Genomic DNA, 25195 nt, shown 5'->3' on the forward strand with positions numbered 1-25195 from the left:
GCGAGTTCCCGTCACCCCGGACCCTCGCCCTCCCCCGGGCCGCCGTCGCTCCGCCCCTGTCCATTGGAGACCTGCTGGACCGAGAGCTGTCCGCCCATGCTGCACGCCGTCGAGATCAATGGACGAAGGACCACCGGGGCGCTGTTAGCTGGTGGAACCACACGCACTCCCGAGACAGGCACGGGCCGACAGCGGTCAGCGTCGTAGTTGTCGGTCTGACCGGCCTGCATCGTCGCTCTGATGGTTTGACCGGGATCGAGCAGGCCGTAGCCCCCTGTCGGATTGGCCGGCAGTCCCACCGCCGTGACTCCGTCGGCTCCCACGAACTCGAACCTTGCTCCGCCGGTGAGGCGGCATGGCACGTTCGCGAGATTGGTGAACACCACCTGCTCGTACACCGACCCCATTGCTGGCTCGGCGCCCTCGGAGGTGACCCCAATGCGGCACGACCGTGCGACGGGGTCTTCGTGGTCTGGCGTCGTCGGGGATGGCGTCGTCGCGATGGGAGTGCCGGTCGTTGGAGACGGCGCGGGCAGCGTGGTCGACGCACCCGACGTCGGTGGTGGAACGGCTGTGGAGCTGGACGTCGAGGTCGGAGTCCGGGACGTCGTCGTTGGCGATGCAGACGGCTTGCTACCACCCGTGGGTTGGCAACCAGCGAGGACCGCACACGCTAGAACCGCCCCGGCTATCACTCGAGCTACGGCAAAGAGCCTGCAGTTATGCATCTTCGGTTCCCCCTGAGCAAAGACGCCTTCGGGGCTCAACGAGCGGCATGACGATCAAGGAACGGTCGAGTGGTCGACCCGGTTCGAGTGACTCAACTCGGCCCCGGCAGAGTGGACCATGGTCGGGGCCGAGGTGAGGGGGACGCCGGAGCATGCTGCCGTCGTTGGTCGCGGAGGATCTGCGGGACTCGCTGACGAGCTTCCTGGGCACGACGTTCGCGCTGGCCGACGACGACGTCCGGGCGGAGCTCGAGCGGTTCATCGGCAACCCGCACGACGGCGTCTTCCGCGGGCCCTACGTCCGGCTCCGCACGCCCTTCCGCCCGGCCGACGACACCTGGCGTGGCCACCTCGACTGGGCGCCGATCGGCTTCCGCCCCCACAAGCACCAGGCCGAGGCGTGGATGCGCTTGGCGTCCCGCAACCGCCTGCCCGAGCCGACACTCGTTACCACCGGCACCGGGTCGGGCAAGACCGAGAGCTTCCTGATCCCCCTGCTCGAGCACTGCCGTCGCGAGCGCCGGCGGGGACGGCCCGGGATCAAGGCGCTCGTGCTCTACCCCATGAACGCCCTGGCCAACGACCAGGCCCGGCGCATCGCGCGTCTCACCCACGAGCACCGCGACGAGCTCGGTGACGTCACCGTCGGGCTCTACACCGGCGACTCCGGCAGCGGCGACGTCATGACTGAGACGTCGGTGATCGAGAGCAAGCACGCGATGCGACAGAGCCCGCCGGATGTGCTGCTGACCAACTACAAGATGCTCGACATGCTGCTACTGCGCAGCGAGGACGCCCCGTTGTTCGCGCACGCCGGCGAGTCGCTGCGCTACCTGGTGCTCGACGAGTTCCACACCTACGACGGCGCCCAGGGCACCGACGTCGCGATGCTGCTGCGCCGCCTCGGCGCGGTGCTCGGCGTCGCCACCGACGAGCGACCGCTCGGCGCGATCACACCCGTGGCGACGTCGGCGACGCTCGGCAGCGGCGAGGGCGCTGGCGCGGAGCTGCGCCGGTTCGCGCGCACCGTCTTCGGCGCCGAGTTCGACGAGGACGCCCTCGTCGGGGAGGACCGGCTCACCGCCGACGAGTGGGTCACCGGCCCGTCGCAGGGCGCGGTCCCGCTGCTCGACGAGGTCACCACCGCGCTGCGCGGCGTCACCGCCCACGAGGACCAACTGCGGCTGGGCGCCCGCCTCTTCCTGCGCGGCGCGGTGACCGAAGACGAGATCGCGGCGCTCGACGTCGAGGCGCTCGGCCGCGCCATCCGAGCCCACCCGCTGACCCGGACGCTACTTCACCTCACGGCGACGCCGCACCCGCTCGCCGACCTCGCTGCGGAGGCCGAACCCAGCTGGGCCACCGGCACGACACAGCGCCGCGACGCCGCCCGGCACGCGATCTCGCTGTTCCTCGCGCTCCTCTCCCGCGCCCGCACGGGCGGCGGGCGCCCGCTGCTGACCGTCGACGTCCAGCTCTGGCTCCGGGAAGTCAGCCGGCTGCTGCGGACGCTGTCGTCCTCACCCCGGTTCGCGTGGTTCGAGGGCACTCAGCCCGAGGACGGCGAGCGCTCGCTGCCGTCGATCTTCTGCCGGCACTGCGGGCGCTCCGGGTGGGGCGTCGTCGCCACCCCCGGCGGCAGCCACGCGACCGCCCCGAACGCGGTCTGGAGCAAGTCCGCGAGCGATGCGAGCAGCGCACGGGCGTGGATCTTCGCGCCCGGCGAGGCCGACAAGGGCTCCGATGAGGTGCGGTGGGTCGACCCCGAGATCGCGGACTTCGTGCCCGGACGCTCGGGGAAGCACAGCACCGAGGTGCCGGTGCTCGTCACGCCCGACGCCGACGCGGCCCGCGACCAGCAGTGCCCGTCGTGCGGGCAGAAGGACGCGATCCGCTTCCTCGGCTCCCGCGTCGCCACGCTCGCCTCGGCGACTCTCGGGCAGCTGTTCGGCAGCCCCGACGTCGCGCCGGACGAGAAGAAGACACTGGTGTTCACCGACAGCGTCCAGGACGCCTCGCACCGCGCGGCGTTCGTCGAGAGTCGGGCGTACGCGCTCAACCTGCGGGCCCTCGTCCACCGCGCGATCGGCGACGGGACGACGCTGGACGTCCTCGGCGACGCCGTCGAGGCCGCCGGTCGGACGGCCGCGGAGCGGTTCGCGACCCTGCCGCCCGACCTGCGCGAGCACGAGACCTTCGCCCGCTACGCCGCCGACGACCCGGAGCCGCACGTGCGCCGCGCCGTCGCCACGCGGATGGGCTTCGCCGCGACGCTCGAGCTGGGCTTGTCGTCGCGCACCGGTCGGACCCTCGAGCTCACCGGCGCCGCCACCGCGCACGTCGAGATCGACGACCTCGACGCCGTGGTCCGCCGGGCGACCGACAACGCGGCGCGCCGCGACGTGCAGCTCTCGCTCGACGGGGTCGGCCCGCAGCGTGTACGCGCCTGGGCCCGCGGCGTGACGGAGCGCATCAGGCTGCAGGGCGGTGTTGGGCACCGGTGGCTCGACCGCTTCGCCGAGTCCGACGACCGCTACTCGATCTGGGGTGGGCGTCCCCGGCGCGAGGGTATGCCGGCCTTCCCGGGGAGTCGGGCCGGCCGAACAGGACGGCCCGCCCCGTCGTTCCCCACGACCGCCCGGCACACCGAGAACTTCGACTCGGTGGTCACGCCGCGCAGCTGGTACGCGACCTGGACGGCGCGGGTGCTCGGCGTGCCGACGGTGGACGGCCCGCGGTACATGCTCGCTCTGCTCGACGCCCTCGCCGCCGACGGGGCGCTGGTGGCGAAGGACGGCGCCCACGGCAGTGTCGTGTGGTGGATCCCGCCCGAGCGGGTGCGGGTGGCGCCCACCGAGGGCTCGCCCGCGCGGCTGCGCTGCTCGGCCTGCTCGACCCTCTTCCCCGGCCCGCGCGTCGTCCTCGACGACCTCCTCGACGCTCCGTGCCAGCGCGACCGCTGCCCAGGGGTCTACCGCGAGGAGCGCGCGGACCACGACTACTACCGCGAGCTCTACCGCGCCGGCGAGGTGCGCCGGATCATCGCCCGGGAGCACACCTCCCTGCTGCCCGCGGACGAGCGCGTCGCGCTCGAGAACAGGTTCAAGGGCGGCGCGGGCCCCGGCGCGCCCAACGTGCTGACCTGCACCCCGACCCTCGAGCTCGGCATCGACATCGGCGACCTATCGACCGTCGCGTTGACCTCTCTGCCGCGATCGACAGCGTCGTACCTGCAGCGAGTCGGGCGCGCCGGCCGGTTGACCGGCAACGCCCTGGTTGTGTCGCTGCTTCCCGCGCGGCCGCTGGAGCTCCAGCGGCTGGCCGATCCGCTGACGATGATCGCCGGCGAGGTGGTGCCACCCGCGTGCTACCTCGACGCCACCGAGATCCTTCGCCGGCAGTACTTCGCCTCGCTCGTCGACCGCCGCGCGCGCTCGGGCCACGCGGCGCCGACGCGTCTCGCCAACGAGGTGTTCCGGGGTGGCCTGACCCCGACGTCGTGGCTCGGCGCGCTGGTCGCTGACGCGCGGGCCAACGCCGAGAGCTACGTCGACGCGTTCCTGCGCGGCTTCGGCGACGAGGTGAGCAAGGACAGCGGGGGCGCACTGCGGGAGTGGGCCGGCGACGGCGGCCCGGAAGGCGAACCGCCCGGTCTGGAACGCGACGTCGAGGCAGCTGTGGCCGCGTGGAACGCCGAGGGCGAGGAGCTAGCCGAGCGGATCGAGCGGGTGAAGGTCGAGGTCGAGGCGATGGAGGCCCGGCCGTCGCTGGACGATGCCGGCCGCCGCGAGCTGCGGCGCCTCTTCGGGGAGCTCGGGGCCGCGCGGGCCGCGCGACGTAAGCGCGACGACATGTACTGGATCTCCGCGCTCGAGGCCCGCGGACTGCTGCCCAACTACGCCCTGCTCGACGACACCACCACGCTCGACGTCGGCCTGTGGTGGATCGACGAGGAGACCGGCGAGCACCAGTCCGAGGAGGACCAGTACGTCCGAGGGAGCCGTACGGCCCTCGGCGAGCTCGCGCCCGGAGCCACCTTCTACGTGCGCGGCACCGCCGTCGAGATCGACGGCGTCGACCTCGGCACCAGTCGCAATCCCGCGACCGAGCGCCGGCGCTTCTGCCCGGCATGCGGCTGGTCCCGCCGGGTCGGCGACGGCGACACCGCCGTCGCCTGCCCCCGCTGCGGCGCGCCGGCCGCGGCCGACGCCGGCCAGGTACTCACTACCGTCCCGTTCCGCCGGGCGTCGGCCTACGCCAGCCGAGAGACCGCCCTGCGCGAGGACGACGGCGAAGACCGTCGCAAGGCGCGCTTCTCCGTGATCACCACCGTCGACGCCGATCCCCAAGACGTCAGCGGGGCGTGGCGCCTGCGCGAGTACCCCTTCGGTGTCGAGGTCCTACGCCGCGCCGACATCCGGTGGATGAACCTCGGTCCCCAGGACCGCGGCGGCGCCACCATCACCGTCGCCGGGCACGAGACCGCCGCGCCGCAGTTCGTCGCCTGCCGGCACTGCGGGGTCGTCCCCGCCGCGCAGCGAGGCGTGCAGGACCTCGACGGCGCCCGGCACCGGGGCTGGTGCCGGCAGCGGCGCGAGCCCGACCCGAACGCATGGGTCACCGTCTCCCTTACCCACGAGCTGCGGACCCAAGCCGTGCGCCTGCTGGTGCCCCCGATCGTCGTCGCCGACGCGACCGTTCGCACATCGTTCCGCGCGGCCCTGCTCCTCGGGCTGCGCGAGGTCCTCGGCGGCGAGCCCGAACACCTTGACGTCGTGGAGGCCGCCGATCCCGCACCGGGATCGAGCGAGCGGTGGGTGATGGTGCTCCACGACCTCGTCCCCGGCGGCACTGGCTACCTGGAGCGCTTCGCCGACGCGGACGGGGTCCGCGAGCTGCTCGAGGCCGCGGTGGTCGTCCTCGATCGGTGCCCCTGCCGCGCCGAGAGTCTGGCCGCTTGCCACCGGTGCCTGCTGCCGCACGTCGTCCCGCACCTGGCCGGGCAGGCCCGTCGCGACACCGCGCTGGGGCTCATCGCCGACATCTTCCGGTTCTGGGAGCCCGAGCCGGTCGAGGCCATCCAGCGGATCACGGTCGGACCGCACGACACACCGATCGAGAAGCGGTTCCGGGCGCTGCTCCTGCAGTGGGCGAAGGGCCAGGGCGCCGCGGTCACCACCACGGCCACCACCTACGGCGACAGCGCCCAGCTGCGCTTTCCCGCCAAGCATGGCGACCGCCAGTGGCAGCTGACGCCGCAGGTCAAATTGGGAGGGGTCCAGCCCGACTTCGTCCTGGACTGCAACGACCACGCCGTGCCGCGCATCGCGGTGTTCTGCGACGGCCGCCGATACCACTCGTCGCCCGACCACAACCGCCTCGCCGACGACGCCACCAAGCGCGCGTCGCTGCGCGATCAGGGCTACCTGGTCTGGGCCGTGACCCACCAGGACCTCGACGCCTTCGCGCTCGTACTGAACGGCGATGCCGGGTCCGGTAACCAGGCCGTCGACGACGGCACCCGCGCGGTGGCCGTCCAGCTCACCCAGCGCCTTGCGGTGCCGGGCAGCCGCACCGCCGACGTCGTGCTCGCCGACCCCATCTCGGCCCTCGCCGACTTCGTGCTCCGACCGAGCACAGAGGCCTGGACGCCGGCGGCGCACGCGCTCGCGCTGGTGCTTGGGAAGAAGGCGCCCGCGAAGGTCCGCCACGACGCGATCCGTCCGACTCTCCGGGCCGCCCTGACCGGCGACGAGAGACCTGACGCGCCTGGAGACGTCCCTGCCGTGCTCGCCCGTAGCGCGCGGGGTGCAATGCTGCTGGTGGAGAGGCGGACGACGACGGATGTGCGCGTCCGGCTCGGGGTCGACGACCGCGACGAGGTGATCGGGTCCGACGCCCAGGTCGACGCCTGGCGCGACTGGCTGGCGCTGGGCAACATCTTCCAGTTCCTCGAGCCAGGCCGCTTCTCCGCGGACACGACGACCACCCTCGGCGGAGTCGCCTTCGACACTACGGACGCCCTGCCGATTGACCCGGTGTGGCGCGACATCGCGGACACTTTCGACGGTGAGCCGCGCGAGACGGTCCTCGCCCTGGCCGCCGCCGGCGTCCCGGCTCCCGACGCCGGCCTCGAACTCGACGGCGGGGACATCATCGTCGACCTCGCCTGGCCCGCCGACCAGGTAGCGGTGCTGCTCGAGGCCGACGACGATGCCACGGGCTGGCTCACCGAGCACGGCTGGACGGTCGTGGAGCCCGACGAACAGGCCGTGCGAGCGGCCTTGAGCCTCGCCGGAGGTGCCTGATGGGCGTCATCATGTCCAAGGAGTTCCACCGCTCGATCGACGTCGACGGCTCGATTAAGGCCAAGGCGTGGGACTTCCTCACCAAGCTCAGCCAGAACGCGGAACTCACCGGGCTCGACGTCAAGATCCCCAAGGGTCCGGCCGACAAGCGTGTCCGCACGGCTCGGGTCGACCTCAACTACCGAGCCGTGCTCTTCGCGGTGAGCGACGATCCCGAGCCGATGTGGCTGCTCGCCGCGATCCGACCGCACGACCAGGCCTACGAGGAAGCGCAGTCGCTGGTCCTCGACATCAACCCGGCAAACGGCGCGATGGAGGTGACGCGCCCGGCGAAGATCGACGCGACCGTCACCGAGTACCGGAAGCGAGCGGTTGAGCCGGACGCTCCGCAGGTCCTGCCGTTCACGCCCGACGAACTCGTCGGCCTCGGCATCAATGCCGAGGTCGCGGAGCAGGCGGTGCGATTGACCAGCGAGGACGACGTTCTCGGGCTCGCCGCAGACCTGCCGGAGTGGCAGCAGCAGGCCCTCCTGGACCTCGCCACCGGTACCTCGCTCCAAGATGTGCGCGCTTCCTACGAGCTCGACAACACGGCCGCCCCGAGCGCTGACCCGCTCGAGGCCGTGCAGCGGGCCACCAGCCGGATGGAGTTCGTCTACCTCGAGGGCGACGACGAGCTGCGGCGCATGCTCGAGGGCGACTTCGCCGCCTGGCGGACCTACCTGCACCCCACCCAGCGGGACCTCGCGTATCGGTCCACCTACAACGGCCCGTTCCGCCTCGCCGGCGGGGCCGGCACCGGCAAGACCGTCGTGGCCCTGCACCGCGCGGCGTTCCTCGTCCGGAAGAGCCCCACGGCGCGCGTGCTCCTCTGCACCTTCACTCGCAACCTCGCGGCACAGCTGCAGCTCGACATCCGCGGCCTGCTTGGCGCCGGCGAGTCCGAGCGCATCGACGTACGCGGCGTCGACCAGGTCGTGCGACGCGTCGTCGAGCACGTCGACGGCGCACCGGGACAGCCGCTCGGTGAGCGCGAGCAGGACCAGCTCTGGGATGAGGCCGTCCACGCCGCCGGCGTTCCGGCCGATCTCGCGCCTCACCTCGGCCCGGCCTTCCTCGCCGGCGAGTACCGCACGGTCGTCCTCTCTCTGCCCGAGCACACGCGCGACGCCTATCTGAAGGCGAAGCGGACAGGACGGGGACTGCGCCTCAACCGCGTACAGCGCGCCGCGGTGTGGCGCGTGGTGGAGGCGTACGAGCGCGCGGTCGAGACGTCCGGTCGGACGACCTTCGACGCCCTGGCGGCGCGCGCCGCGCGCCTCGTCGGCGACGCCGACGTGGAGCGGTACGACCACGTCGTCGTCGACGAGGGTCAGGATCTCCACGCGGGGCACTGGCGGGTCCTCCGCGGCCTGGTGGCCTCGGGGCCGAACGACCTGTTCATCTGCGAGGACGGTCACCAGCGCATCTACGGCGAGCGGGTCGTTCTCGGGCACTTCGGCATCGAGACCCGTGGGCGGTCGCGCCGGTTGACGTTGAACTACCGGACGACGCGCCAGAACCTTCGGTTCGCGATGGGCGTGATCGGCGATGAATCGGTGGTCGATCTCGACGGGGACGCCGAGACCGTGGCGGGCTACCGATCGGCCTTCACCGGCCCGACGCCGGAGCTGCACGGCTTCGCGAGCGATGGCGAGGAGGCGCGCTTCGCCGCTGACACCGTTCGGGGATGGGTCGACGGTGGCGTCTCCCCCGCGGCGATCGCGGTCCTCGCCCGCCGGTCTGCCGAGCAGGAGCGCGCCCGGCTCGCGCTCAAGGACGCCGGCGTGCCGGTGGAGCTCCTGCAGCGCGACGGTCCAGGAAACGCCGACAGCGTCAAGATCGCCTCGATGCACCGGGCCAAGGGAACCGAGTTCAGCCGGGTCATCGTCATCGGCGCGGAGGCCGGCGTGGTCCCTCTCGATTGGGTGGTGGAAGGGCGTCCCGAGCCCGAGTACAGCGCGGCGCGCGGACGCGAACGCTCGCTGTTCTACGTCGCCTGCAGCCGAGCCCGCGACCAGCTGATCGTCACCTGGTCGCGAACCCCGAGCCCGTTCCTCCCGACGACGGTCTAATGCGCGCGAGAGCCGCCTCGACCACTTCGGCGTCGTCGTCGAAGCCGATCGGGCTCCTCAGATCGTCCTCGTCGTCATCGACCCGCACCAGGTAATCGATCGCGCTTGCGAGCTCACGCCGCTGCTGGACGTCGAGGTCTGGGAGGGCATCGAGCGCGCGCCCCAGCAGGTCGTGCAGCTCCTCGGCCCGACGCACGTCGATGAACTCGTTGTCCTGGGCTGCCAGCCGCACGAGGGCGAGATGCTCGTGCAGACGCTCACGCAGCGGCAGCTCGATCATGTGGCCGTCTCCCTCGTGTCTGCTCGACTCAACACCTCAAGATCGACCACGTCGCCCTTGCCGTTACTTGCTCCGCGCCCGAGCCCGGCAGAGTCGTGGGACCAATCGACTGAAACATCGGGACCGTTGCTAGCGATGAGGTCGCGGTGGCGGTCGCCGAGCCGCACCCGGAGGGCGCTCGCCAGTTGGCGACGCGCCCCAAACCAAGTCACGCGTGGCTGCGGGCCAGCTGGAAAGGCACCCACATATACGTGGAAAAGCAAAGGGAGCCCTCCGCGTGTTCAGCTGCGACCGGCGCGCGGGTCCACCATCAATCTCGTAACCGTAAGCGCACGCGCTTTCCTGCGACTTGCCTGCAGAGAAGCGCCCTACTGTCAGGAGCGGAGATCGCGTGTCAGCCGAGGCCGTTGCCGCGTTCGTAGGCGCTGGTGTCAACTTCTTCGCCCTTCTCTTCGTGGCCGGCCAGGTGGCCGTGGCAAATCGGCAACTAAGGAACGCACAAGCGACGACAGACGTCGATATTCGACGCAGAAAACGGCAGGCGACGATTGACTACTTCGCCAACACGGTCGAATACCGCAACCGTCTAGCCAAGGGATTGCCTGACCCCCGAGACGCCCGCGAGGTGGAGCGCACTAGTCGGCGAGCGCTCGCGCAGGGCGAGAAGTCGAAGCGATTCCGAAGCATCATCGCCTACTTGGATTTCTACGAGGCACTGGCCGTTGCGGTTGCCGGAGATGTATACGACCTTGAGGTACTCAACGCGGTCGACGGAGGCACCTTTCGAGACATCTCTCGTAGCTACCAGCCGTTTTTCCGGGCCGTTCGCACCTCCTCTGCGCGGAACTCGTGGTATGTCGAACTAGAATGGCTCGGGGAACAGATCGTAAAGCTTCGCGGTGAACACAACTACTACGAGCTGCTCGCGAGGCGCGACGAACGAACGCAGAGCCTGCGATTGACCCGCTAGGACTTACCTGAACATCCAGGCTCGCCAGTACCGGAGAATCTAACCTATCGTTAACTCTCGCGCGCGGGCGTCGCGGGACTTCTTAGTTCGACCTCCGCAAAGCGAGGATCCGCGCCATTACTGGCCCGAAAGCCTACCGATTTAGAAATGCCGAGGGAGACTACAGTGACGAAGCGAGTCCGCAATAGGTCTAATCCTCAACTCGAGCTGAGTATGGTTCGAGCTCGGGATGACCTGAAGTCCGCCTGGGACGAGGCGCAGGTATTCCAGCATATGGGAACCCGCGGTGCAGCACGAGAGGAGGCACTGAGGAGATTTCTCGAGGACCGTTTGCCTCGCACTTTCAGCGTCGCCAGCGGGCAGGCTGTAGACAGAAATGGAACACTCTCTAGGCAACTCGACCTCATGGTATATGACTCCAATCGCAATCCACCCCTTGTTGCGGGGTCAAATGCGTTACTTCCAGCCGAGGCCGTGCTGGCAGTGATCGAAGTGAAATCCAGCCTGAACAGCGCCGAGGTTGAGCGCTCGCTGCTCAATGCAGCTAGCGTGCAGGCCCTAAGACCCTACAACAAGCCGTTCGCTCCACCCAGGAGAAGGGGTGACCCGGCGGACGACGGACCGAGGTGCCACTATTCGGTGGTTGCGCGCGACTCAGACCTGTCGAACGACGGCTGGCTTGGGCGCGAGTGGAGCCGCTACGTAAGATTAGACGCCTCGGGCGCGGGCGCTTTCGTTGACACGCTCGCTGTACTTGAGCGCGGCATCATTCAACCGCAAGTCAAGGTCGGACTAGAGATCGAAGAGGAGGGCAACGCCCTGCAGCAATGGTTCATTGCCCTGAATAACTTTCTCAATAGAGAGGCCCGCCGGAGAGAGCCCGTCGACTGGCAGACATACGCCGGACGGGTGCGTAATTGGGAGTCCTTACCGTAGCCGAGGACCCCGTCACTCCAAATCGCACAATGCGCGTAGGAGCGGGCTAGCTGGCTTCCTCGCGCGTACGCCACAGCTCCCTTCGTGGGCTCGGACGGGTAGCGCGGTGCTGCTGCTCGGTGTCACTGTTGGCGGGTGGAGGTGACGCTGTCGGACACCACCGGGATCCCTCCTGGCAACATTCGCGTGCCCCACGCCGCCTTCGTGAGCGTGTGGCGGTTGGCAACCCGCAAGGACAGCGAGCACGCGGACCGCGGCTTCTCCGACTGGTATGCCGGCGCGATCGCCCTGACCTGCCGTTGGATGGCGGCGGCGCCGCTCCGAACCTCCCGCGGTGGTGGCCTGGTCCGCGCCCCGGCTACACGGAGGCGGGTGCTTGCATACGAGGAGCTGATCGAGGAGGAGTTCCTCGCGGCCCAGGACCTCGAGCAGCGACGACCTGACCTTGCCGCTCGCGCCGGTTGGTGTGAAGGAGTGCGTGCGACGTTGCGGTGGGCGTGGCGTGCGGAGGGTCCTCCGCCACTTGAGCAGCCAGCGCCCGCAGACGCCCTCGATCACACCTCGGCCTGACCGAACGCGTCGGCAACCTCGTGCTCGGCGCTCTCGTCGGTGGCTGTCTCTTCGGCGTGGTCGTCGGTCTCATGCGCCTGCCACTCAGCGAGCTGGTCGGCACGATGCTGCTCTTCCTCACGCGCGTCCATCTCCTCACGAGACCGCATCTCGGCGAGCGCGCGGTTGGCGCGCTCGATCGCGGCTGAGGTCTCGTCGGCGGTCGGGACGCGGACGTTGTCTTCGGCGACCTGCGGCGGCTCCGCCTCAACGGTCTCGCGGATGTCAGGCTCGGGTGGGGCGTCAACTCCCTGCTCCCCTTCCGCGGCCGTTTCGTCGTCGAGAACCTTGCCAGCCTCGGACTGCCGCCGGTCGTTCTGGACATCGACTTCGGCGTCGACGTCAGCAGGCCGGTCTGTGACGTCGGCGTCAGTCACTTCGCGGTGAGCTTCCTCGTCCACGACGGCTTGGCGGTGCGCTGCGAGCCACTCCTGTGCGGTGACCTCGGGTTCGGGCGCGACGTCGTCGGCGTGGCGGGCGGCGAGCTCCGCCTTCGCGCGCTCGGCGGCGGCGCGGGTCCCCGCAGTGTGCGCGAGCCAGCGCGACCGTGCGTCGTCGAGCCCTGCGAGCTCGCCAGCGCGAGCCGTAAGCGTGCCGGCGAGGGCCTCGGTCGCGTCGGCGTCCGCGAGCGAGCGGGTCCGCTCGTCATCCTCCGCAGCGGCCTGGGACTCGGCGCGGCGCAGCTCCGCGTCTTGGCGGGCCCGCTGAGCGGCCTGGTTGGTGCCAGCGAGCTCATTGGCGACGTAGCGAGGCGCCCAGGCCGCCTCGCGCTCGTGCGCTCGTACCCGGACCCTCAGCTGGCCGTCGGAGAGTTCGAGCTCCTCGCGGTCGATGTCGGGGCGGCCGAGGGCTTGCCAGGCGGCACGGTAGGAAGCGTAGGCCTCGACCTTGCCGGGCGCGGGTGCCGGTCCGAGGGCGTCGTCGGGGTCGTCATAGCCCTGCAGCTCGCGCCAGTTGGCGACGGTGCCGGCCGCGTCGAGCCATTCCTCTCGTTGCTGCGCCTGGTCGGGCACAGGACCGAGCGCCTGTGTCAGCCAGGGCGGAGGTGCCTCGGCCAGTTGCTCGGCGAGCTCGTCGGTGCGCTGGTCGGCGGCGTCGGCGAGGGTCTCGAGGTAGCGGTCCCAGTCGGCTCGTCCGGTCGCGGGGCTCCATTCGCGCCAGGTCGTGCCCTGCGGGTCGAAGGTGTGGGCGTCGCGGATGCGGGCGTGGATGACGTTGGTGAGGTTGCGGGCGCCGTCGAGGGGTCGGTCGGTGACCGAGTCGCGGAGAACCTGTTCGGCGTCCTTCCCGGCGATCTCGGCGCGCCGCAGCACGCGGGTGAGGCTGGCGGCGCCGTCTTCGGCGGCGAGTCGGGCGCGGTCGTCTCCGGTGATCACGACGTCGGCGGCGAGGCGGTCGAGCCAGCGGCCGGTGCGCTCGGTCGCGGCCAGAGAGGCGGCGTCGGCGAAGAGCTCTCCTGCGGTGCGGGTGGTGGCGGCGGCGTCGGCCGACTCGGTGGCGATGGCGAGCGCGGACTTCGCGTCGGGCCCGTCGTCCTTGGCCATGACTCCGGCGAGTACGGCGATGGGGTCGCGGTGGACGGAGTGGTCGGTGGCGAGTCCGCGGGCGGGGTCGGTCGGGCCGGTGATGGTGGTGACGTGGGCGGTGTTGGCTTCCTGTCCTCGGCTGAGCCCGACGTAGGCGGCGGCGCGACCGGTGGCTGGGGTGATGACCTGGTGTCCGGTGTCGACGTTGGCGCCCTGCGCGGAGTGGACGGTTCCTGCGTAGGCGAGGGAGACGTCGGCGTCGACGTATTCGGCGGGGAGCACGATCGGTCGCGCCGACGAGGGTTCGAGCCCGTCGTCACCGCGGTCTGTGGGGACGACGGTGAGGGAGCCGTCGTCGCCGACGGCGGTGACGCGGTAGGTCTCGCGGTTGATGGGTCCGCGGTGGTTGCCGGCGTGCCCGGTCAGTTCCCAGCCGTTGCGGCGGGCGGCGATGACGTCCCCGACGCCGGCATAGGTGCCGTCGCGCCCGAGAAGCGCGCCTTGCTCCTCGACACGTCCAAGGCTGACGAGGTCGGCCCGCAAGGTGGCGTTGAGGCGCGCGGCTTGGTCGTTGGTGTCGACGATCAGCAGTGAGCGCCGTCCGGCGAGGGTGTCGGCCAGCCAGGCGCGGGAGGCGGAGGCTTCGGCGTCTTCGAGGCGGCCGCCGTCGATGAGTCGGCCGTGGCGGTGGTAGTCGCGCAGCACGGTCTCGTCGCCGTCGCGAAGGCGCAGGGACGCGGCGCCTTCCCAGTCGGCGTGGAAGCGGCGGACCTCGGCGAGCTCGTAGCGGGTCCCGGTCTGCGCGACGAGGTCCATGGCGCCGCCGGCGCCGACCGCGGTGAGCTGGCGGTGGTCGCCGACGAGCAGGAGCTTGGCGCTGGCGGCTTCGGTGTGGGTTCGCACGGCGGCGAGCGCGGCGGTGTCGGACATCGCCGACTCGTCGACGACCACGAGGTCTCCGGGCGACAGGGTCCAGGCCGCGTCGGCGGGGTGCGGACGGTCGGGGTGGGCGAGGCGCTCCTGGGTCTTGAGCCAGCGCTCGACGTTGCGCGCGGTGAGGCCTTCGTCGGTGAGGACGTCGGTGGCGACCTGGCTGGTCGCCAGGCCGAACACGCGGCCCGCTGCGGCGCCGCGCAGGTCGGGGTCGGACCACGCTCGGGCGATGGTGCCGACGACGAAGCTCTTGCCGGTCCCGGCGGGCCCGACCAGGCTTTCGACCTTCGCGCCGGAGGTGAGGACGCCTCGGACGGCGGCGGCCTGGTCGGCGCCGAGTTCGAGTCCGGCTTCGCTCAGCTGGGTCAGGAATCGGTCGGCGACGAAATGCGGTGCTGCTGCTGCCTCACCGCGCCGGGCGGCGGCGACCATGGCGCGTTCGGTGTGCACGTGATCGGGCGTGGCGTAGAGCCGGGCGCCGGGCGCTTGGTAGGCCGAGGAGCCGTCGGCCAGGCGGAGCTCGTCGGGTAGCGCGTCGTGGCCGGGACGGGCCGCGTCGATCGGCGTGGCCAGGGCGATGCATTGGTCAGTGAGTCGGTTGAGCAGGGCGGTGACGTCGTCGCCGTCGGCAACGCCGAGGGTGTCGGGAAGGGCGTCGTTGATCGCGCGGGTGAGGTCGGCGCGGGTCCATCCGGCCTTCTTGGCCTGGACCTCGGCGAGCGCGGTCTCGAGCACCGCGGTCGGCGACCACACGTCGACCGCGAGCTGCGCGTCGCGCCTTGCAGCGAGGACGTTGTCGGCGACGCCGCGCAGGCCGCCGGCGACCTCGTCGCGTAGCTGGCGGTCGATGCGGTCGAGGAGCTGTTCGCGGGTCTCGCCCTCGTGGGACTTCGCGCGGCGGGTGACCATGGTGGCCTGGCGCGAGAGCCGGTCACGTTCGAGGCCGTTGGCCTCGCGGTCGTGGCGGGCCTCGAAGTCAGCAATGAGCTCGGCGGCCTTCGCCGTCACCGCGCGGCGACGCGAGGAGAGCAGGTCGGTGGCGGTCTCGTCGACGCCGATGACCTCGCGGGCCTTGCCGTCGGGGCGCATCGCGAGCCGGACCCCGAGGGTCTCGGTGAGACGTTCCTCGGTGGTGCGCTCGCCAACCGCGGCGGCGGCCGGGCGGAAGCGGTAGATGCTGCGCCCGTCGAGGGTGCGCCACTGCCCGTCCGGGCCCTCGACGCGGTTGAGGATCGGGTTGTGGATGTGCAGCTGCGGGTCGTGGTCGCGGGAGTCGTGCTGGAAGAACGACGTGCCGACCCAGTCGTGAGCGTCGACATAGCGGCCGGCCGCGCCACCGTGGTGTCCGACCCGGGCGTAGCCGGCGTGCTCGGCGAGGTAGGACAGGGCGGCGTTGTTGCCGGCCCAGATCGCGTCCTCCACGGCCTGCCGATACTCGCCCCAGGCTGATGCTGCCTCGTCGTCGCCCGCGGCCCGGGCGGCGACTTCCTGGGCTTCGAACGCGGTGTGCAGCACCGTCACCGACTTCTGAACGCTGAACGTGGCGTCCAGGAAGGCGACGTTGTGGCGGGCCTGCTTGCCGGCCTCGACCTGGAGTTCAGCCCGGCGTTCAGCCGACGCGTCCGGCTCACGTTCAAGCGCCGCGGCGTACAGCTCGTCCTCGGTGGCATACCGGCGGCCGCGGTGACCGAGTGTCGGGACCTCGTCCCACCGGTCCGGGTTCCGGAAGGCCTCATGGCGCGGGTCGAGGAAGTGCTCGTAGACCGCGCGCATGTCCTGCGGGTCGACCAGGCCCGTGAGGCCGAGCTTCTCCGCGCCTCTCCCCCACCAGCGGCCGGGCGGTTCGCCGTCGGTGACCGCGCCGGTGTAGTAGTTCTCGCGGCCGGCGGCGACCTCCTTGAGCAGGTAGTCCGGCGAGTAGCCCGACGCGACGCTCAGCATCAGGACGACCAGGGCACGATCGACACCGGCCCTGAACCAAGATCAACAGCGCGCGCAGGTTCTTGGCAGCAGTTTCCGGGCCGGCCGGAGGCCGGACCGGACCTGAGGATCGTGATGCATAGGTGTGCGGCTCTTGATCTTTCCCTGGATCTTTTCGTCCTTCGGTCCTGTTGCTCGTGTCTGGTCGTCTGTTCGGCGTAGTGACCGGTGTCGGGAAGTGGTCTTGCTCTTGGCTCTTGCTCTTCTGCTGGTCGGTGGGTCTGGTCGGTGCTGCTAGTCGTGGTGATCGGCGCTTCGGTGGTCATGGGTGGGCCTCGTCGGTGGTGTCGGGGTCAATGTTGTTGATCAGGTGCAGCGGCATCGGTCGGTCCCGGAGCGCCTTGAGCGCGGCGGCGGCGGTGCCGCGGGAGACGCCTGCGGCGGTCTCGAGCTCCGTGACGGTGGGCCAGGCGCCGTGGCGCTGGGCATGGCGGGACGCGGCCGCCTCGGCACGGTCGCGCGCCGGTGACGCCGCGGCGCGGGGCGTCGAAGCGCTCGTCGGAGCGCGGCCGGCGCCCTCCGGCTCGGCGTCCTCGGCCTCCGCGTCTCCTGGCGGGTGAACGGCGCTGGGGAGCGCGTCGGGATGTACGAGGGGCGGAGTGAACGGGGGCCGGTGAACGCCGTGGTGCTGAACGGACACCACGTCGAACGCTGCGTCCCGCGGCGGCGGGGGCTGAACGGCGTGATCGGGGTGCGCGGTCGCGAGCAGGTAGAGCAGGTGCGCGACGACCGCAGCAGCGATCGCCGGCCAGGCGCCGACCCCGAACCGCAGCGCCGGCGCGACCTCGACCGCCGGCCCGCCGGCGAGGTACGCGGCCTGGGCGAGCCCGGAGAGCCCGGCCGCCGTGACGACGACCGACCACGCGTAGCGGGCCGCGCCGTCGCGCAGACGGGCGGTGGCGCTGTAGGCCACCAGCGCGAGCCCGTCGGTGATCAGTGGGTAAAGCCACGCGATCCCGGTCGGCACCCGCGCCGCTACGGCGACCTCGAACAATCCGTGAGCGGTGGCGATGGCCGCGCCGAGCGCAACTGCCAGACCTGGGAGCCAGAGCAGCGCGCCCCTCGCGCCCGCTCGGGGCGCCTGGTTGTCGACGTCGCCCACAGGGTCGGTCTGATTCTCGGCCACCGCGATCACTCCGCGTCGGCGTCGCCGGCAGCGTGCGCGGCGTCGCGGTCGTCGCCATGCCAGCGGGTGAGTTGCTCGCGGCGGGCCTGGTCCTGGAGGGCGCCGTCCTGGTGGGCGGCTCCGCGGTTCGCGTCCCGGACCGCGGTGGGCCGCCTTGCGGGGTCGCGCGCTGCCTCGCGGTCGAGCTCGGCGACCGCGGCGCGGAGGTCGTCGAGGGAGCCGCAGAAGCAGTGGAACTGGTCCGGCGCGATCGCGTTCATGTGCGCGAAGTAGACGTCGCTGAGGCGGTCCCACTCGGCGCGCTCGGCGGCTTCGCGTGCGCGCTGCTCCGCGCGACTCTCGGACTGGTCGGCAGCGGTCATCGCGACCATCCCTCGCGGCCGCCGGTGCCGTTCATGGCCGTGCTGATGCCGGCCCCGTTCGGCCGGTTGGTGTCCTCGGCCGCCGGCTCCGGGGGCGCGTCATCCCGAGCGGCGGCCCACCACCAGGCGATCGATGTCGCCGCGCCGGCTCCGGGGACCGGTGTGGCGCCGAGCGGGGCGCTGTTCCACCCGGGCCGGGTCTGGTGCCGTTCCCGCGAGCACGACGCAACCGAGGTCTTGAGTCGACGCACGACCCCGGGGCGCTGGCGGTCGTGCCAGTCCCCGGCCAGTTGGACCGACGCGCCCCGGCCCTCGTAGGCCGCGCGCCAGGCGTGCATCAACCAGAGCAGCTCCTCGACGACGTCTGGGTGCCAGAGCCAGCACTCGGGCAGCACCGCGGCCCCGTCGGGGTAGCGCAGGAAGACCGCGTGCAGCCAGCGGCACAGCTCGTCGAGCAGCGCTGCGAGGGCTTCGGAGTCGGTCGGGGCGGCCAGCCACGAGGGCGCCACGGTCGGGCCCGGGCGCGCGGGGACGGCGGACACGGCGTCGGCGAGCTGGGCGACGGTGCGGGCCAGGTCGTCGACCCGGGTCGGAGTGCCGACCAGGGCCTCCACGCCGCGACGCAGCCCGTCCACCTCACGGGCGAGGCCGGCGAGGGCCTCGACCCGGGCGAACTCGCCACCGTCGGTCCCGCCGGGCTGTCCCGGTGGGCGGCGGGTCACCGGGCCCACCCCGGCTCGCCGTCAACGTCGCCCCGCGTGTCCGGCTGCACGTCAGTGGCGCGGTGATCGTCGTCGTGCCAGCGGATCAGCTGTTCGCGGCGCTCACCCTCAACGCTCGCTTCCCAAGCGGCGATCGTGGCCCGCAGGTCCTCGACGCGCTGGCGCAACCGCTCGGAGTCGTCAGGTGGCGCCGTGTCGTCTGCGGTGACGGGGTCATCAGCACCGGCAGCCTTGGTGGTCACTGCACCGGTCGACGACCCGCCGCTCCTGCTGTCGTCGGAGCCTCCCTCGTCGGCAACGTGCTCGCGGACGCGGCGGTCCTCGCCGTGCCAGTCCTGCACCGATCCACGGTCCGGCTCATCCCGGCCGCTGCGAGGTAGGTCGTCGAGGGCGTCGCGCTCGGGCAGCGGGGCGAGCTCGGCGAGGGCCTCGAGCCGCTGGTACTCCGGCCACGCATACGGGTCGTGGTCGTGGGCCCAGTCGGAGTGGATCGCCCGCTCGCGGGCGGCGTCGAGGGCGTCGTCGACCTCGGTGCTCGGCGGCAGCGACCAGCCCGGCGTGGGCGGGGTGTTCTCCTCGAGCCACGCGATGCGCGCCGCGGCTTCGGCGTCCGAGGCGGGCTCGCGCCAGTCCGGGTCGCCGTAGTCCGCGGCCGGGTTGAACGGCGAGGTCTCGTCGGGCCGGCTGTCGAGGTAGGCCTCGTCCTCATCCGCCGTCCAGCGCGCCGGCTGAACCCGCGTACCGGTGCGGGCCTGCTCGGCCAGCGTCGCGCGCTCGTCGGCGGTCAGTGGGCGGACCCCGCCGGGCGCGGTCGGGTCGATCAGGACGAACCCGTCGCGTTCGACGATCGCGGAGGAGGCCTCCCCGTCGACCGCGCCCAGGTCCTTCGCAGCGGGCAGTCCGTTGAGGCGGACGACCCGCCCGGTGTCGGGGTCGGGGTAGACGTCGGTGTCCGGGTCGTAGCCCGCGACATCCAGCCCCGCGGCCTGGGCCAAGCTCTGCGCGCGGTCCGCGCGCTCCCCCACTGTCAGCTCGCCGCCAGCCCTGCGCGCAGCGGCGGTGCTCGGGACACGGTCGGCGGCGAGGCCGAGGGCGGATTCGCCGGGCGGCAGCGCGGTACCGAGCTGCTGGCGCCACGTAGCGGCCTCGACGGCGAGGGCGTGGTCGTAGTCCTCGCGGACCAGACCGATGTACCCGGCGACCTGGGCCGGGATGCTGATCGCGGGCTGTCCGGCGGCGCGTCGCTCGGCCTCGTCCCACGCGGCGTCGAGGTCGCGCAGCGCCGCGGCCTGGTCGCCAGCGCTGCCGGTGTGGGCGATCTCGTCGCAGTAGGCGGCCCGTGCGATGAGCTCGCGGTCGGTGAGTTGCTCGGGTGGCAGGGTCGGGTCCGGCGTCGGCCATGCGGGGTCGGCCTCGACGGTGCGGGTCTGATCGTCGGTCGGCTCGCTCATCAAGGACTCCTGTACGAGTGCGGCGCACTCGACGCGGTCGAGGCCGTGCTGGGGCTCGTCCGCATCGAGGCGGTAGCGGTCGTGGTCGAACTCGGGGCACGCCGTCAACGCGGCTGCCTCCGCGCGCTCGACCTGCTGGGCGGCGGCAGGTCGGGAGTGGTCATCGCAACCACGTCCGATCACCGCCGTGCTCGTGGTCGTGCTCGCCGAGCACGGGAGGGGCGACGGGCTCGACATCGATCACCAATGGCGGCCCGTCCTGCGATCGCGCAGGGGGCGCAGAGCTCGTGGTCCGCCGGCAGGCGTTCCCCAGCCGACGCCACCAGGCGCCGGTGCCGGCGGTGGGACGCCGCGGGGCGGCGACCCGACGCCGCAGGGCGGCGAGTCCGACCTCGGCCCACGCGCGGGTGCGCTGCCAACGGCCCCGCCACCCGGTCGCGACCTGCTGGCGCTGAGCGCGCACGTCGCTGCGGGTCCAGGCCATGCGCGCCCGCCCGATCACCGGGGCGATCCCCCGCCGGTAGACCACGACCTTCCCCGCCGGGAGGTTCGCGATCTGGGCCGGGGCGAGCACCGGCACCTTGCGCACCGTCCGGGACGCGACGCGCCCGTGCAGGTCGGTGGTGGTGACCCGCTCGTCGCGCTCCCCGGCGAGGGTGGACCAGAAGTGCAGGTCGGCCTGGTCTCGGGTGCCGCCGAACAGCAGCACCGAGCCGGTGTTGTTCAGGATCGTGGCGGTCTTGTGCTCCCCGTACCGGGCGAGGAGCTGCGCTCTCGACTGGAACGGGGCGATGATCGTAACCCCGCGCCCGCCCATGTCCGCGGTCCAGTTCTCCAGCGGCACCGGCGAGATGAGTGCCGCCTCGTCCAGCGCCAGCAGCAGCGGCGGATCGAGCCGGCCGGACAGCTTCTGTACGGCGAGGCGGCGGGCTTCGCGGGCGATGTGGCCCGTGAGGGCGCAGACCAGCGGGCCGGTGTCGGCTTCCTCGGCGCCGAGCAGGAACACCGTCGCCCGCGACCCGAGCAGCTCCTCCACGTCGAAGGGCTGATCCGTGGGCGCCGCGGCGGCTGCGGCGTCGGGATGGTTCAGCCACCCCAGCGCCGGCATGATCGAGTTGGTGATCGAGGTCCGGGTCCGGTCGTTGGTCTCGACGAACTGCTCGGCCGCCTTCTCGAACGACTCCACCTGCGAGCGCCGCAGCAACGCCGGCACCTCACGCGAGGCACGAGCGTTGTCCGCGACCCACCCGAGTACGTCGCGCATCGACCCGCCCGCGAGCGCGGCCGCGTGCAGCAACGCCGCCAGCACCCGCCGCGCCTGGGCGTCCCACCGCTCCGCGTCCCCGTGGGTGGCGCGGGAGGTGGCGGAGACCATGTCGGTGGCCCGCTCCATCGCGGTCACCGGGTCGGTGCAGCCGGTCAGCGGGTCGAAGCTGATCGTCGAGCGCAGCCCGCCCAACCCGACCGGGTTGAATACGAACACCGGCCCGCGGCTCTTCTGCCGGATCGGGGCGCACAGCTCGAGCAAGTCGGTGCGGGTGGACGTCACTACGGCGGCACCAGGGGCGTCGAGGACGCGGCCGGCCAGCCAGCCCGTCTTGCCGGTCCGGGGCCCGCCGAACACCAGGGTCACGTCTTCGACCGAGGACCACACCCGCTGCACCCCGACCCGGCACAGCTCCACCCCCACCGCCGACGTCGGTACCGCCCACCCCTCACGGCGCAGCAGCGGGCCCAACGACGGCCGCACCGTGCTCCCCCGGCGGCGGGTCGCCACCGTGCCGGCGTGCCGGGCGATGTCCAGGCTCGAGGCGACGCCGGCGCGGCGGCGCGACCGCGCCGACCACCGCGTGATCGTCGCCCGCGACCGCGACCAGCGATGCCACCCCACCAGCACCAGCACGGCGATCCCGACCAGCAGCGCCGGCCACGACAGCGCCTGCAGCAGCGTCGTCGCCGGTAGCGCCGCCAGCGCCCCGCACACCATCGCCGGCCGGATCGCCCCGCGCGTCAACGACACCGCTGTCGCCGCGACCAGCAGCACCAAGATGACGAACGTGCCCATCACCGTGACCACCCGCCGTGGCCGGACGGGGCGCGATCAGCCCCGTCGGCGAGCCAGTAGCCACCGTCGCGATGGCCGAGCTGGAAGCGCACGCCGTCGCCGAGCATCCGCCGTGCCCACCCCTGGGCTGCCTCGTCGGTCATCACCTCGTCGGTGCGACCGAGCAGCACCGCGTCGACGAACAGCGCCCACGTCACCGGCCCGCCGGTTGGGACCTCCCCCAACGGCAGCCCGAGCACCGTGGCCGCGACATCGGCACGGACCAGCTCCGTGCCCAGCAGCAGCGGCGCCGTCTGCCCCACCGCCACCGTGGGCATCGACGTCCTGCGAGCTCTACTCCTCGACATCGGACCCTCCCTCCGTCTCGCGGCGCCACGCCTGCAGGGCGGCGGCCCGTCGGGCGCAGCCATCGACGTGGCCGGTCTCGCGGTCGTCCGGGTGTGAGGCGAACGGGCCGGTGTCACGCACACGCCCTCGGCAGGTCGTGCACGTCCACACCGCCGACCCAGGGCAGCCGGGCTCGAGGGACGGCGCGGGCGGGCGGTGCTCGACCAGCCACTCCCACGCCGCCTCAGCGCGCGTCCCGCCCTCGAGGGCGGCGGGCAGCTCCAACGCCTCGCCGACGTCGTCCCAGGTACGACCGGCGCCCCGGGCGCGCAGCGCCCACTCCCGCAGCTGGCCCGCGGCGACGTCGGACACCAGGCGCCCCGCGCGCACCCCGGCCAGCGGGTCGTCCAGCGCCGGACGTAACAGCTCGTGGAACCCCTCGATGGGCTCCCGGTGCTCGATCGCGTCGAACGCGGTGACCGCCACTCCGCGCACGAGCTCGCGGGTCCTCCACGCCGCCTGCTCACGCCGGCTCGCCTCGAGCGCGCTCATCGGGCACCTCCCTCGGCTCCGGTCTGCTGATCACGGCGCAGTCGGGACGCCCAGCGCTCGACGGTCCGCACGCTCACGCCGAACAACCGCGCCACCTCGGGATGCGGCCGGCCGGCCTCGAGGAGCGCGCGCCACCGCGGAGCGCCCAGGCCGGTCGCGGGGCGCAGGTGGCGGCGTTCCTGCTCGGTCAATCCGCCGGCGATCCCGTAGGGCATGCGACGCAGCGCTTCGGCGAGGCAGCTCGACCGCACGGGACAGCGACGACAGACCGCCTTGGCCGCCATGACCTGGGCCTGGTAGGCCGGGCCCAGCGACGCCACGGGGAAGAAGAGCTCAGGATCCTCGCCGCGACAGGCCGCCCAGGCTCGCCAGTTCTCGCGTGCTGCCCCCGCATCGGCGCCTGGCTTGGAGGGGTTCATCGCGGCCCTCCCTCGGCATCGGCGTCCTGCGTGCCCGAGAGGGCCGGGGTGGTGGCCTGGTCGACCGTCGACATGAGCGTGGAGATCGCTCCGGGCAGGCTCTGTCCGGCGGGAGTGCCGATGAAGAGCACCAGGGCGACCAGCGAGAACACGACGGCGCCGGCGGCGGAGCGGGTCTTGGCGCAGATGAAGGCGCCGAGGATCGCGAAGAGGATCAGAAGGCCGACGCTGGGCATCACGCGCCTCCCAGCATCTGGCTGTCGGGGTGCGCCATCGCGGACGCGGCGTCGGACCCGGCCGCCCACGCCTCGGCGATCGCCCGGTTCACGTACCAGCGGTTACCGATACGGCGGGCCGGGAGGACGTGAGGAATGAGCCGCCGAATGCGTTGGCAATTCGTGCTGGCCGAACCGTTCTTCCCGACCTCACCGAACCAGAGGCGCGCCACCTCCTCCACGGTGATGAGTAGTCCGCTGTCGCCGCGCTCGATGACCTCGGGCGCTTTCTTGCGCTCTTCCATGTCCGCTCCCGCTCTCACGTCCCTCGTGCTGCGGCACTGACGGCCACCACCCGTTGACGTGCTGAACGGTGCTGTGACGAGGCGTCGCGTTGCGACGCCTCAGATGTCGCATCTCCGCCGTGAGCGTCTCCCGACGTTGCGTCCGTGTCTCGTTTCGTCGTACAATTGACGCTTCCGGGAAAGAGTTGGGGAGTCGGAATGGCCGATCCCGTTGTCCTGCGCGACCTCCTTCGCGAGAAGCACTGGCAGAAGTACCAGACGTTTCTTCGCGAGTACGACAAGGCCGCGGCGAGCATCGACAGCTCGTTGGTGGGCACGGCGCCGAGTCGTGCGCAGCTGCACCGTTGGCAGTGCGGTGAGCTGAAGGGCCTGCCGCATCCTCAGCACTGCGAGGTCCTCGAGGCGATGTTCCCGGGCCGCAAGGCGGCCGAGATGTTCGTCCCCGCTCAGCGCAGTGCCGCGCCCAGCACCGCCGACCTTGCGGCCGCTGTCGGGGACGGCCTCGAGGGCGTGGCCCCGGTTCCTTCGGCGTGGTCGACGCCCCTCCGTCCCGTGCCCGAGTCCTCCGGCCCGCTGCCGGTCAACACGCTTCGAGGTCCCGCCCACGACCAGGCTGAATCCCTGGCGAGAGCGCTCCAGCTCCTGGGCAAGCGTCGGCGCATCCCCGACGAGGAGATCGCGGAGCTGGCACTCCTCGCCGGCCACCTCGTCGACCTGGAGATGGAGTGCACCATCGACATCGAGCCCGACGGGTGGTCCTCGGTCACCTACCGGTTCGAGCTCCTCAACCTGACGAACGCACCGATCAAGCGCCTCCTCCGGGAGCAGTGGTTCGAGAACACCGACGGAGTCCGCATCGAACCGCATCCCGACGGTGAGCGACGGGTCTCGATCCAACGGCTGCACGACATCGGCAACATGACGAAGTTCGCCTGCGTACTCTCGCCGCCGATCGAACCGGGCGGTATCGGAACGGTCTCATACACTTCCCGCGGTGGCCGCTTCGTCCACGACCACTATTGGCAACAGTCCACTCCGCGGAACACTCGGCACCTCACGCTGACGATTCGTCACCGCGGCGTAGATATGCTGGTGGGCTGCACCGCCGTAGAAGACCAGCCGGATGGCGCGCAGGTCTCCGCCATCGATGACCTGTTCTGCGTCGAGGACGACGAGGGCGCACTCATCACACTGACGCGCGATTATCTACAGCCCGGCCAATCGGTGACGATTCGATGGGAGGTCGCGCGTGGGGGATCGTGACCGC

Annotated in this window: 19 protein-coding genes; 6 read left to right on the forward strand and 13 right to left on the reverse strand. The window is 71.7% G+C overall.

Annotated elements, in window-relative coordinates; all coding sequences use genetic code 11:
* Positions 1-11 precede the first annotated feature (11 nt).
* The gene (locus ABD994_RS31670; protein ID WP_425550046.1) at positions 12-728 is read right to left on the reverse strand and encodes a DUF4232 domain-containing protein; all 717 of its coding nucleotides are present in this window, start codon (positions 726-728) and stop codon (positions 12-14) included.
* A 164-nt stretch (positions 729-892) separates the two neighbouring features.
* Between ABD994_RS31670 and ABD994_RS09810 the strand changes: the two genes are divergently transcribed.
* Both ABD994_RS09810 and ABD994_RS09815 read left to right on the forward strand, forming a co-directional pair.
* Entirely contained in the window at positions 893-7036 is a 6144-nt protein-coding gene (locus ABD994_RS09810; protein ID WP_345413551.1) for a DEAD/DEAH box helicase, read from the forward strand.
* Complete coding sequence (locus ABD994_RS09815) at positions 7036-9150, forward strand: UvrD-helicase domain-containing protein (protein ID WP_345413553.1); 2115 nt, start codon at positions 7036-7038, stop codon at positions 9148-9150. Before ABD994_RS09810 ends, ABD994_RS09815 begins: the two co-directional genes overlap by 1 nt.
* Here the strand turns inward: ABD994_RS09815 and ABD994_RS09820 are convergent.
* Positions 9104-9430, reverse strand: coding sequence for a hypothetical protein (locus ABD994_RS09820; protein WP_345413555.1), 327 nt, complete (start codon positions 9428-9430; stop codon positions 9104-9106). The two genes, ABD994_RS09815 and ABD994_RS09820, sit on opposite strands and share 47 nt — an antisense overlap.
* A 391-nt stretch (positions 9431-9821) precedes the next feature.
* Between ABD994_RS09820 and ABD994_RS09825 the strand changes: the two genes are divergently transcribed.
* The 3 genes from ABD994_RS09825 to ABD994_RS09835 all read left to right on the forward strand — a co-directional run bounded on the left by ABD994_RS09825 (position 9822) and on the right by ABD994_RS09835 (position 11906).
* Complete coding sequence (locus tag ABD994_RS09825) at positions 9822-10400, forward strand: DUF4760 domain-containing protein (protein ID WP_345413557.1); 579 nt, start codon at positions 9822-9824, stop codon at positions 10398-10400.
* Positions 10401-10565: 165 nt separating this feature from the next.
* Complete coding sequence (locus ABD994_RS09830; protein ID WP_345413559.1) at positions 10566-11336, forward strand: DUF6602 domain-containing protein; 771 nt, start codon at positions 10566-10568, stop codon at positions 11334-11336.
* A 135-nt stretch (positions 11337-11471) separates the two neighbouring features.
* A complete protein-coding gene (locus tag ABD994_RS09835; protein WP_345413562.1) occupies positions 11472-11906 on the forward strand; it encodes a hypothetical protein in 435 nt (144 codons plus the stop codon).
* Here the strand turns inward: ABD994_RS09835 and mobF are convergent.
* The 11 genes from mobF to ABD994_RS09890 form a co-directional block, all read right to left on the reverse strand.
* Positions 11891-16345 carry a MobF family relaxase gene (gene mobF / locus ABD994_RS09840; protein WP_345413564.1) on the reverse strand — a complete coding sequence of 1485 codons (4455 nt, stop codon included), beginning with the start codon at positions 16343-16345 and terminating at the stop codon, positions 11891-11893. The genes ABD994_RS09835 and mobF overlap by 16 nt on opposite strands.
* Before the next feature lie 301 nt (positions 16346-16646).
* On the reverse strand, positions 16647-17510 hold the full coding sequence (locus ABD994_RS09845; protein WP_345413566.1) for a hypothetical protein: 864 nt from the start codon (positions 17508-17510) through the stop codon (positions 16647-16649).
* Between the two features lie 5 nt (positions 17511-17515).
* Positions 17516-17872: a hypothetical protein gene (locus ABD994_RS09850; RefSeq protein ID WP_345413568.1), complete on the reverse strand. Its 357-nt coding sequence runs from the start codon at positions 17870-17872 to the stop codon at positions 17516-17518.
* Positions 17869-18594, reverse strand: a complete 726-nt coding sequence (locus ABD994_RS09855) for a hypothetical protein (protein WP_345413570.1) — start codon at positions 18592-18594, stop codon at positions 17869-17871. The genes ABD994_RS09850 and ABD994_RS09855 overlap by 4 nt, the downstream gene beginning before the upstream one ends.
* Entirely contained in the window at positions 18591-20045 is a 1455-nt protein-coding gene (locus tag ABD994_RS09860) for a hypothetical protein (RefSeq protein ID WP_345413572.1), read from the reverse strand. Before ABD994_RS09860 ends, ABD994_RS09855 begins: the two co-directional genes overlap by 4 nt.
* Before the next feature lie 160 nt (positions 20046-20205).
* Positions 20206-22110, reverse strand: a complete 1905-nt coding sequence (locus ABD994_RS09865) for a type IV secretory system conjugative DNA transfer family protein (RefSeq protein ID WP_345413576.1) — start codon at positions 22108-22110, stop codon at positions 20206-20208.
* A complete protein-coding gene (locus ABD994_RS09870) occupies positions 22110-22427 on the reverse strand; it encodes a hypothetical protein (protein WP_345413579.1) in 318 nt (105 codons plus the stop codon). The genes ABD994_RS09865 and ABD994_RS09870 overlap by 1 nt, the downstream gene beginning before the upstream one ends.
* A 16-nt stretch (positions 22428-22443) precedes the next feature.
* Positions 22444-22989 (reverse strand): hypothetical protein, encoded by a 546-nt coding sequence (locus ABD994_RS09875; protein ID WP_345413581.1) that lies wholly within the window; start codon positions 22987-22989, stop codon positions 22444-22446.
* Complete coding sequence (locus ABD994_RS09880) at positions 22986-23408, reverse strand: WhiB family transcriptional regulator (protein WP_345413583.1); 423 nt, start codon at positions 23406-23408, stop codon at positions 22986-22988. The genes ABD994_RS09875 and ABD994_RS09880 overlap by 4 nt, the downstream gene beginning before the upstream one ends.
* Positions 23405-23644 (reverse strand): hypothetical protein, encoded by a 240-nt coding sequence (locus ABD994_RS09885; protein WP_116709536.1) that lies wholly within the window; start codon positions 23642-23644, stop codon positions 23405-23407. Before ABD994_RS09885 ends, ABD994_RS09880 begins: the two co-directional genes overlap by 4 nt.
* Positions 23644-23928: a hypothetical protein gene (locus tag ABD994_RS09890; RefSeq protein ID WP_116709463.1), complete on the reverse strand. Its 285-nt coding sequence runs from the start codon at positions 23926-23928 to the stop codon at positions 23644-23646. The genes ABD994_RS09885 and ABD994_RS09890 overlap by 1 nt, the downstream gene beginning before the upstream one ends.
* Positions 23929-24126: 198 nt before the next feature.
* Between ABD994_RS09890 and ABD994_RS09895 the strand changes: the two genes are divergently transcribed.
* A complete protein-coding gene (locus ABD994_RS09895) occupies positions 24127-25191 on the forward strand; it encodes a hypothetical protein (RefSeq protein WP_345413589.1) in 1065 nt (354 codons plus the stop codon).
* Positions 25192-25195: the final 4 nt, after the last annotated feature.

Origin of the sequence: Actinomycetospora chlora (genome assembly GCF_039542135.1) — a bacterium.
GTDB classification, from domain to species: Bacteria; Actinomycetota; Actinomycetes; order Mycobacteriales; family Pseudonocardiaceae; genus Actinomycetospora; species Actinomycetospora chlora.